Consider the following 9,580-nt stretch of genomic DNA (forward strand, 5'->3'; position numbering starts at 1 on the left):
AGACCTTCAGTTCAACCAATAGTTTTCTGAAGGTCTTTTGTTTATCTTCTTGAATAAAAATCAACATATCTAACCTTAGTTTATCCCGAAGCAAGAGAAGTTTGTAACTTCGTGATTTTAAAGCGGTAGATTATGCTCAAAATAAAAAAGCTCTTTAAGTCAACTTCGGGTTTAATTTATACCAGCTTTTTTCTCATTATTTTAATTATCTTTTGTTTTGTTTTTCCTCATGAAACATTTGAAGTTATTAAAAACTTGTCTCTTTCTGTTAGAGATATTTTTGGTCAGTTTTATTTAATCATCGGATTTTTATTTGTCTTACTGATGCTTTTCATAGGCATCACTCCTTTTGGTAAAATACGCTTAGGCAATTCTAAACCTGATTATAGCTTTTGGTCTTGGGTGGCTATGCTCTACTCTGCTGGTATGGGAGCAGGTGTTTTATTTAGAGCAGTTCAAGAGCCTGTATTCATGTATCAAAACAATCCTATACAAGGAGAAATCCCATCAAAAATTGTGGCACTTGAATATACTTTTTTCCAATGGGGATTTACGGCTTGGGCTTTTTATACTGTTTTTGCACTCATCATAGGTCATGTTTTATTTAATAAAAAAGATAGTGTTCAACTTAGTAATTTGTTTTCTAAATCAATGCCAAATACTTTTAAAACGAGTATTAATGGTCTAACAATATTGGCTACCATAACGGGTATTGTATCTGCCGTAGCTTTAGGCGTAAAACAAATTGAAGATAGTGCAAATTTGATGTTTGATTTACCTTACTCTTTTGATATAAGTATATTGCTTGTTTTGATTGTTTATGTTTTATCAACCTTTTCTTCAATTCTCGGACTTGACAGAGGGATTAAGATTGTTTCAAACTTAAATATAGGTCTGACTACACTTTTGCTCATTTTCATATTTGTTCAAAGCGATATGTTAGTCATTATAAAAACGTTTAGCTCTGCCTTATGGCAGTACATAAAAAATTTTGTGTCATTGAGTTTAGCTTTGGGGAATTACAACCCAGGTAAAACATTTTTAACCGATTGGACTTATTATTATTGGGCGTTTTGGTTAGCTTGGGCTCCCTTTACAGGAGTCTTTATTGCTAGAATTTCAAAAGGACGAAATTATAGACAAATTATTTGGGGTTGTGTTTTAGTGCCTTCTATCGCTAGTTTTTTTTGGTTTTCTGTCTTCGGCTCAACTGCTATTGATATGGTGAATAATCAGGTGGTTAAAACTGGCGATTTTAATTCTGCTTTTACAGCAATATCCATTTTTTTAAATCAGTTTAGTGGTGCTTTTCTTACTCAAATCGTTGTTTTAATATTATTGTTTGGCTTTTTGATTACTTCGCTTGATTCAGGTATTTTTGTGCTGAGTATGTTTTCTGACCATGGCAAGCAAAATCCTTTTAACCTACATAAACTTATTTGGGCAATATTATGTTTTTTGCTAAGCATTGGGTTGTTATATCTCGGCTTTGTAATGCCTAATCAAGATGTATTATCTACGGTTAGCAAAGTTCTTATTATAGTATCGTTGCCTTTTGCTATACTTAGTATTTTTATGATTACCAGATTTTTAAAAGAGCTATTTAATCGTAAAAACAATAAAAAAACATCATAAAAAAAGACCTATGTTTTGTTTCTCGTGGGAATACGACAAAAAAAGTGGTTTAAAGAAATAAATATCGAGATGACAGTAATTCCAAAAAGGGAAAAACCAGAGTTAACCGATTATCAAAAAAGAAAACAGATAGAAGAATATAATGAGAGAAACCAAATAGAAGGGAAATTTGGGCAAGTCAAACAAGCTTATGGACTCAAGAAGAAATTGAAATCATAGAAAATGGATAAATCATTCACAATCGAATATTTGTAAACCATAGCCCACGGTTTAAACCGTGGGCTATGAAAAATGCACACTCCTAAGCGTTTCAACGGTTTTAAATAGTTGGATTGGAACCATTCTATTTATAACAAATCTTGTAAAACCTGCCGAAATCTATAACTTTAAATTCTGACTTTCTGAGGAAATCTTAAATTTATAGTTTGTTATTTAATAACATATTTCAACATTTTATAGTCTGTTTGCTTCTGCGAAACTTTAGCTAAAAAAGCTACAAAATTGTTTGTAGCTTTATGTTTAACTTTACTCATTAAAAATATTTATTTAATAATCAGTTTGTTAACTGATTTTCCATTTTCGTTTGAGACTTCAATTAAATATACGCCACTTTGATATTGATTTTTTAATTGAATTTGTTGCTCAATTGAACCTGTAGAATAATCTAAATTTTCAATTAGTCTTCCTTGAAAATCATAGATTGAGATTTTAGAATTCTCGGCAATGGGTTGATTAAATCTAATATTAAATATCCCTTGATTAGGGTTTGGTGAAATAGTAAATCCATTGATTGAGTTATCTGCAACAGAAAAGGTTGTAGAACATATTTCAATTTCCCAAGAATTTAAAGTACCAGTATCGCCAGAAATAAAGTCAGCTGCAGCTAATAAAAATTCACTTTGCGTGCCCGTTGCAAAAACGTCTGCAATACTAGTGTTAGTGTCGGCAGGTGCAAATAATCCAGTAATAGGATTACCACATGTAGTAGATCCTGGTGTTGGCAATGGCGTTCCATTATCGTTAAAAGTTACATCAATAGTACTTTGACCTGAACAGTTAAATAACCATAAATTTACAAAACTATCATTGTTAGGATCAGCATTTTGAAGTTGAAAAAGCATATCATTTACCTCGTTGTGAGTAGCATTTATAGAAATATTAATGTCTGAAATGTTTGTAATATCATTTGGTATAGTTATTGAACTAAATATAGGTGTTTGAAAATCTGGATTTTGAGGTGTGCCAGTACCATCGGGTATAGCTTGAGACGTTGAGTTTGAAAAGGTATCACAAACATTAACAACGTTCATATCTATAGAAAATTCCTCAAGATTTAAAGCATAATAAATATTATCTACAGGCTCTACCATAATTCTGCAAAACGGTGCTTGCATTGAAGGTACTGTAATGTTTTCAATACCATCATTAACCGTATTTGATGCTAATACGGTGTCAAAATTTTGACCGCCATCTGTAGATAATAAGATATTGACATTACTTGTATTTATACCATTAGCTGTAGTTCCCGCTACATTCCATGTTATAGCCCTAGTTTCACCAGGTAACCAATTTATACCTGTTGTGTTTTGAGAAGTGACTTCAAAAGGTCCAACATTAGCAAAATTTACAGTTGTAAAATCTGTAGCAGATTGACCGACTAAAACATTGTTATCTCTTACAGTAACAGAAAAATCCATTGCTCTTGCTACGGTTGGAATAGCTTCCCAAGTTGGAGCTAAATTATTATTTAACACGCTACTAAAATTAGGGAAATATCTTCTTGAGTCTGAGCTTGACATTAATGACCTAAAATTAGGTCCTTGTGTTGAAGTTTGTAACGGTGGTTGTTCCTGTTGAGTGTTAGGAAAAGATATTTCATTATCCATTTGTTCCCAATTATAGGTAAGTGCATCATTATCAGCATCAGTTGCATCTACATCAAGATAAAATGCAGTCCCATTAGGAATTATGTAATTCGCTACAGGAGTAATAACTGGTGCTGAATTGGCTTGCGAAATAAAGTTCCCACATGTAGAGCCAAATCCTGAGGAGATATAACTAAATATCTCATCTATACTGATTTGATGAAAATAAGCGTCACTATTATTTTGAACATTTGGTGCACATATACCAGCATAGGCCATAATTGTACTTCCACTTCCAGGCTCAACAGCAGTAGCATTATTTCTAGCTCCACCACAAAAATTATTAAAGGTATGATTTGCACCGTGTTGGTGTCCCATTTCATGGGCTACAAAGTCAATATCAAAAGCATCGCCAACAGGATTAGGTAATCCAGTAACGCCTCTTGCTTTTTGTAAAGGATTACAAATAACACCTGGACCAGCAATACCACCACCACCAGTACTAAAAACGTGACCTATATCATAATTATTTGAACCAATTGTTGCATCTAATTCTGTTTGATTTTCTCCTAACATTGTACTGCCACTTTGGTTTGTATATGGGTCTGTAGCTGCATCTAAAAAGATTAATTGGTCATTATTAGGAATAAGTTGTAATGTAACACCTAAATCTCTTTCATAAATTTGATTTACTCTATCAACACTGACAACCATAGCAGCTAAAACTGCTGTTATTTGTTGTGACTGAGGAGCAGTTCCCAAGCCAGCTTCATTGATATGAAATTGTGCATATTCTCCAGTACAAGCCAATGCTAAATCATATTGTCTCAAAGTTCCATCATCTACTACTGATGATAAATTTTGTTCATTAACATCTCCTATTAAACTACTATCATTCCCCGTAAATTCACAAATCATTGGGGTTATATCTGTTGCATTTGATTTGAGAAAGCCTATATAGTTTTCAGCATTCTTATCATAAGGGTTGATAAAAAACTGACCAACGTTTGGTTTCAGTACCATAGCGTAAAAACCTTGAGGTGTAATAGTAATCCTTAATAGACTAGCATCTCTTGGATTTGTACTTCTACCTACATAAGATTTAATTTCTGAATAATTTTGAGCTAATTGAGGAGAAAGTGTATTCACTTTAAACATTTCGTAAATATCAATCCCACCATTTTGATTTGGGAGCTCAAGGACTACATTACTATTGGAAGATGTATTTCTGTTTGGAGCAGAATTAAGGTAAGCAGAAATTCCATCTTTATCGAGTTGATAATAAGTCGCAGCTTTTACTTCCATATCATATTCAATGATGTCATCTGCACTAACGTTAATGGACTCTTTACCAATATTGTTCCAAAAATTTCTTTGTGCGTTTGAAAGACTATATGTGAAAATACATAGAGTCAAAAACAATAGTTGTCTTGTCATAATTTAATTATTTTGTTAACTTTAGTTTAATTTTTGTTTACAAATTAAAGTTTTTTTTTGATAAAAGCCTAATATTGAACAATAAAATTTTAAAACTTAATTTATGAAACGTATTAGTTTTTGCTTATTATTTTTTGCTATCATAAGTGTTCAAGCCCAAGTCCAAACACCTCAACCTAGTCCTTCAGCAACCTTAAAACAAGTTGTTGGGCTGACTCAATTTGAAGTTAAATATTCAAGACCATCAATGAATAAACGAGATATTTTTGGCGGTTTAGTTCCTTATGATAAATTGTGGAGAACTGGAGCTAATACTAACACAACAATTAGCTTTGACCAAGATATTTATTTTAATGGTGAGAAAGTTAAAACTGGAACTTATTCATTATACACTAAACCAGGAGAAAAAGAATGGATTGTTTATCTATATTCTACAACAGACAACTGGGGAACACCTCAAGAATGGGATGAATCAAAAATCGTAGCAGAGACTATAGTTGAATCAAAACAACTTCCGACTCAAACAGAAGCTTTTACAATAGAGTTTAATAATTTCACTAAATCCTCAGCTCATTTAATTTTAAAATGGGAAAACACAGCTGTAAACATACCTATTGAAGTCCCAACCGATGAAATGGTTATGAAAAGTATTGAAAAATCGATGAAAAATCCTAAATCAGCTGACTATTTCAATGCTGCTGTTTACTTTTTAGAGACCGACAGAGACATCAATCAAGCTAGGCAATGGATAGATAAAGCTATGGAACTTCGAGAAGATAAACCTTATTGGATGTTGAGACAGCAATCGCTCATTTATGCTAAATCAGGTTTCAAAAATAAAGCTATTAGCCTAGCAACACAATCACTTGAAGCCGCAAAAAAAGCTGGAAATAGAGATTATGTTGAGATGAATAAAACTTCTCTAAAAAAATGGGGTGCATATTAAATATTTAAATTTTAAACCTCTAATTAAAAGAATCACTTTTAAATATTTGCTTCAAAATTATTGTGATTTATTTATGAAAGCCTATATTTGTGCGATTTTTTAGACACACCTAATTTTATTAAAATGCACAATAAAGGACTTATAAGATTATTTGCCATTTTGTTTGGCTTAGTATGTATTTACCAACTATCATATACATATATAGCTAGCCAAATAGAAAATAATGCTGAAAAATTTGCTCAAGCTGAAATCTCAGAAGACCAAAAAAACTACGCCGACCTTAGAGAAGAAAAAGCTAATGCATATTTAGATTCTGTCAAAAATGAACCTTATTTCATGGGCATCACTTACGAAGATGCTAAAAACAAAGAGCTTAATAAAGGACTCGACTTAAAAGGAGGAATCAATGTTATACTTCAAATTTCAGTTAGAGACATTCTGAAAAATATGGCTAATGGCTCTGATGATCCTGACTTTAATAAAGCACTTGCTGAAGCAACAAAAAAACAAAAAAACAGTCAAGACTCATACATCGACTTGTTTTTTGAAGCATTTGATAAAATTGAAGGGGCAAAATTAGCTTCACCTAATATTTTTGCCAACAAAGATTTATCAGACGAGATAAAATTTAATATGACTAATGAAGAGGTTAAACCTATCATTAGACGAAAAATTGACGAAAGTATTGTTTCAGCTTTTGAGGTTATACGCGAACGAATTGATAAATTTGGAGTAACACAACCAAACATTCAACGTCTCGGCGATTCTGGTCGAATTCTCGTTGAACTGCCTGGTGCTAAAGATATCAGTAGAATCCAAAAACTTTTACAAAGTACTGCTCAACTTGAGTTTTGGGAAGTTTATCAAATTGGCGATCTTGTTAACTTTTTTGTAGAAGCCGATAAATTAGCCGCAAGAAGTATTGCAGCTCAAGATTCTATCAACAAACCTGACACTGAAAAATCTGAAGTCCAAACAGATTCTTTAAGCAACGATCAAGAGCTTGATGCACTATTAGATAGTAGTGAAGATGTTGAAAATGAAGAAAATCAACTCAACAAAACCAACCCGCTGTTTTCTAAACTTCAACTTTCTCAAAACCAAAAATCTGCAGTTCTCGGCCTTGCTAAAATTAGCGATACAGCAATTATTTCTTCTTACTTGAATAACGAAAAAGCAAGAAATTTATTAAAAAATGAAAAACGATTTTTAAAATTCAAATGGGGCAAACCTGCTAAAGGAAGCGAAGTTGTTGAACTCTATGCTATCAAAGGCAATAGAAAAAACAAACCTCAACTTAGTGGCTCTGTTATTGTTGACGCTAAACAAGAATACACCCAAACAGGTGAGGTAGTAGTCAGTATGAAAATGAATGGTCGTGGTTCTCAAATATGGGAAGAAATGACCAAAAAAGCTTACGAAAACCAAACACAAATTGCCATCGTTTTAGACAATATTGTGTATTCTGCACCAGGCGTTTCTAATGGACCAATTACAGGAGGAAATAGTCAAATCAGTGGAGACTTTACGATTACAGAAGCTAAGGATTTGGCTAATGTTTTAAGAGCTGGAAAACTACCTGCATCTGCTGATATTATTCAAAGTGAAATTGTTGGCCCATCTTTAGGTCAAGAAGCCATTGACAGTGGTATCAACTCATTCTTAATTGCACTTGTTTTAATCCTTCTATGGATGATGTTTTATTATGGCAAAGCTGGTATCTATGCCGATATTGCTCTGGTAGTCAATATCATTTTTATCTTCGGTGTTTTAGCGGGACTCAAAGCGGTTTTAACTCTTCCTGGTATTGCTGGTATTGTCTTAACCATTGGTATGTCTGTTGATGCAAACGTTCTGATATTTGAACGTATCAAGGAAGAATTAGCTGCTGGAAAAGCCCAATACGAAGCCATTAAAGACGGTTTTAAAAATGCACTTTCTTCAATTTTAGATGCCAATATCACAACAGGCTTAACTGGTCTTATCCTTTTATTGTTTGGAACTGGACCAATTAAAGGTTTTGCTACCACTTTACTTATCGGTATTTTAACCTCGCTATTTACCGCTATTTTTATTACCCGATTGTTTTTAGATAATTATGGTAAAAATAATAAGGCTCTTGCATTCTCAACCGCAGCAACTAAAAATTTCCTAAAAGATGTTTTTGTCAATTTCTTATCTAAACGAAAAGTCGCTTATATCATTTCTGGTGCTTTAATTCTTGTCAGTATATTTTTATTATCGACAAAAGGTTTAAATCAGGGCGTTGACTTTGTAGGTGGTCGAACTTATACCATTAGATTTGATCAAGCTGTGAATGCCAACGAATTAGAATCTGCTTTAATTGAAGAATTAGGAAGTGCAGATATCAAAACTTTTGGATCAGATAATCAAGTCAAAGTTACCACAAATTACAAAGTCGATCAAGAAGGCATTGAAGTTGACCAAGAGATTGTCAGTAAAATGTATAGTGCTTTTCAATCATATTTACCTGATGGTTTATCATTAGATGCATTTTCATTAGCTGAAGGAAGCGATTCTGAATATGGAATTATGTCGTCAATGAAAGTTGGTCCAACCATAGCTGATGATATCAAAGAAGCTTCGTTTTATGCTATTATTGGTTCGCTTATTGTTGTGTTCTTATATATCCTAATTCGATTTAGACGTTGGCAATTTAGCGTTGGTGCTGTCGTTGCTGTAATTCATGATACTTTAATTGTTCTCGGTATATTCTCAGCTCTTTATGGTCTTATGCCATTTAGTTTAGAAATTGATCAAGCTTTTATTGCTGCTATTCTAACCGTAATAGGATATTCGCTTAACGATACCGTGGTTGTATTTGATAGAATTAGAGAATACTACAACATTCATCCTAAATGGAGTTTATCAAAAATTATCAATATTGGTGCAAGCTCAACTTTAAGCCGTACTTTAAATACATCTTTCACCACACTTGTAGTATTGCTTGCCATTTTCATTTTTGGAGGAGATAGCATCCGCGGGTTTATGTTTGCCTTAATTGTTGGAGTTGTCGTTGGTACATATTCCTCTGTATTTATTGCAACCCCGATAATGTTTGACACAAGCAGCAGAACTAAAATTGATTTATCTGATAAAAATGCTAAAAAGGAAGAAGAGGAAGAGAACGAAGAAAATAAAGCTTAAAATTTTTTAAATCATATCAAAAATCCTAAGCTCAAAACTTAGGATTTTTTTTTTCACTTCAACATCTCCTGTTTTCGACAATTTAAAATCTTAAATTTCATAACTTACTCAAAGCGTATTAGTTACGATATTTTTGACTTCATTTTGGGTGTCCCAGGGTGTCTTTTTAGTAAATTTGCACTGTGTTTGTTCGCAAAAAGAAAAATAAAAGCGGTGTAATTAGCGTCCAAGTCATTGACAAAAGTAGTGGCAAGTATCGCTTATTAAAGACCATTGGCAGCAGTGCTACTAAAATTGAAGTTGACCATCTATATGAACAAGGTAAACAATGGATAAAAAATTATACGGGAGCACAAGAATTAGATTTTAACGATTATAGACAGCACACAGAACTTGTTCTTCAAGGACTTGAAGAAATATCTGTTTATGGTCCGGAACTGCTTTTAGGAAAGCTTTTTAATCAGATTGGGTTCAATCAAATTAATCATGATTTATTTAAGCAATTGGTTCTTGCTAGACTTTGCTACCC

5 protein-coding genes and 1 pseudogene are annotated in these 9,580 nt (G+C 32.9%); 5 read left to right on the plus strand and 1 reads right to left on the minus strand.

Annotated elements, in window-relative coordinates:
- The first annotated feature begins 132 nt into the window (after positions 1-132).
- Together ACSSV5_RS03910 and ACSSV5_RS03915 are read left to right on the plus strand one after the other, a co-directional pair.
- Complete coding sequence (locus ACSSV5_RS03910; RefSeq protein ID WP_454244859.1) at positions 133-1,635, plus strand: BCCT family transporter; 1,503 nt, start codon at positions 133-135, stop codon at positions 1,633-1,635.
- Between the two features lie 24 nt (positions 1,636-1,659).
- Entirely contained in the window at positions 1,660-1,854 is a 195-nt protein-coding gene (locus ACSSV5_RS03915) for a transposase (RefSeq protein ID WP_371815971.1), read from the plus strand.
- 323 nt (positions 1,855-2,177) lie between these two features.
- Here ACSSV5_RS03915 and ACSSV5_RS03920 read toward each other — a convergent pair whose 3' ends face one another.
- Positions 2,178-4,937, minus strand: a complete 2,760-nt coding sequence (locus ACSSV5_RS03920) for a reprolysin-like metallopeptidase (RefSeq protein WP_454244860.1) — start codon at positions 4,935-4,937, stop codon at positions 2,178-2,180.
- A gap of 103 nt (positions 4,938-5,040) precedes the next feature.
- Between ACSSV5_RS03920 and ACSSV5_RS03925 the strand changes: the two genes are divergently transcribed.
- The 3 genes and pseudogenes from ACSSV5_RS03925 to ACSSV5_RS03935 form a co-directional block, all read left to right on the plus strand.
- A complete protein-coding gene (locus ACSSV5_RS03925) occupies positions 5,041-5,883 on the plus strand; it encodes a DUF2911 domain-containing protein (protein WP_454244861.1) in 843 nt (280 codons plus the stop codon).
- Positions 5,884-6,006: 123 nt separating this feature from the next.
- Positions 6,007-9,051, plus strand: a complete 3,045-nt coding sequence (secDF, locus tag ACSSV5_RS03930) for a protein translocase subunit SecDF (RefSeq protein WP_454244862.1) — start codon at positions 6,007-6,009, stop codon at positions 9,049-9,051.
- Between the two features lie 182 nt (positions 9,052-9,233).
- Positions 9,234-9,580: pseudogene (locus tag ACSSV5_RS03935) on the plus strand (IS1634 family transposase); the annotation flags it as partial.

This window comes from Psychroflexus sp. MBR-150, from assembly GCF_053628795.1.

Bases quoted from the DNA above. Each gene is read 5' to 3' on its own strand.
- secDF (WP_454244862.1), top strand. From the start codon at position 6,007: ATGCACAATAAAGGACTTATAAGATTATTTGCCATTTTGTTTGGCTTA.
- ACSSV5_RS03920 (WP_454244860.1), bottom strand. From the start codon at position 4,937: ATGACAAGACAACTATTGTTTTTGACTCTATGTATTTTCACATATAGT.
- ACSSV5_RS03910 (WP_454244859.1), top strand. From the start codon at position 133: ATGCTCAAAATAAAAAAGCTCTTTAAGTCAACTTCGGGTTTAATTTAT.
- ACSSV5_RS03925 (WP_454244861.1), top strand. From the start codon at position 5,041: ATGAAACGTATTAGTTTTTGCTTATTATTTTTTGCTATCATAAGTGTT.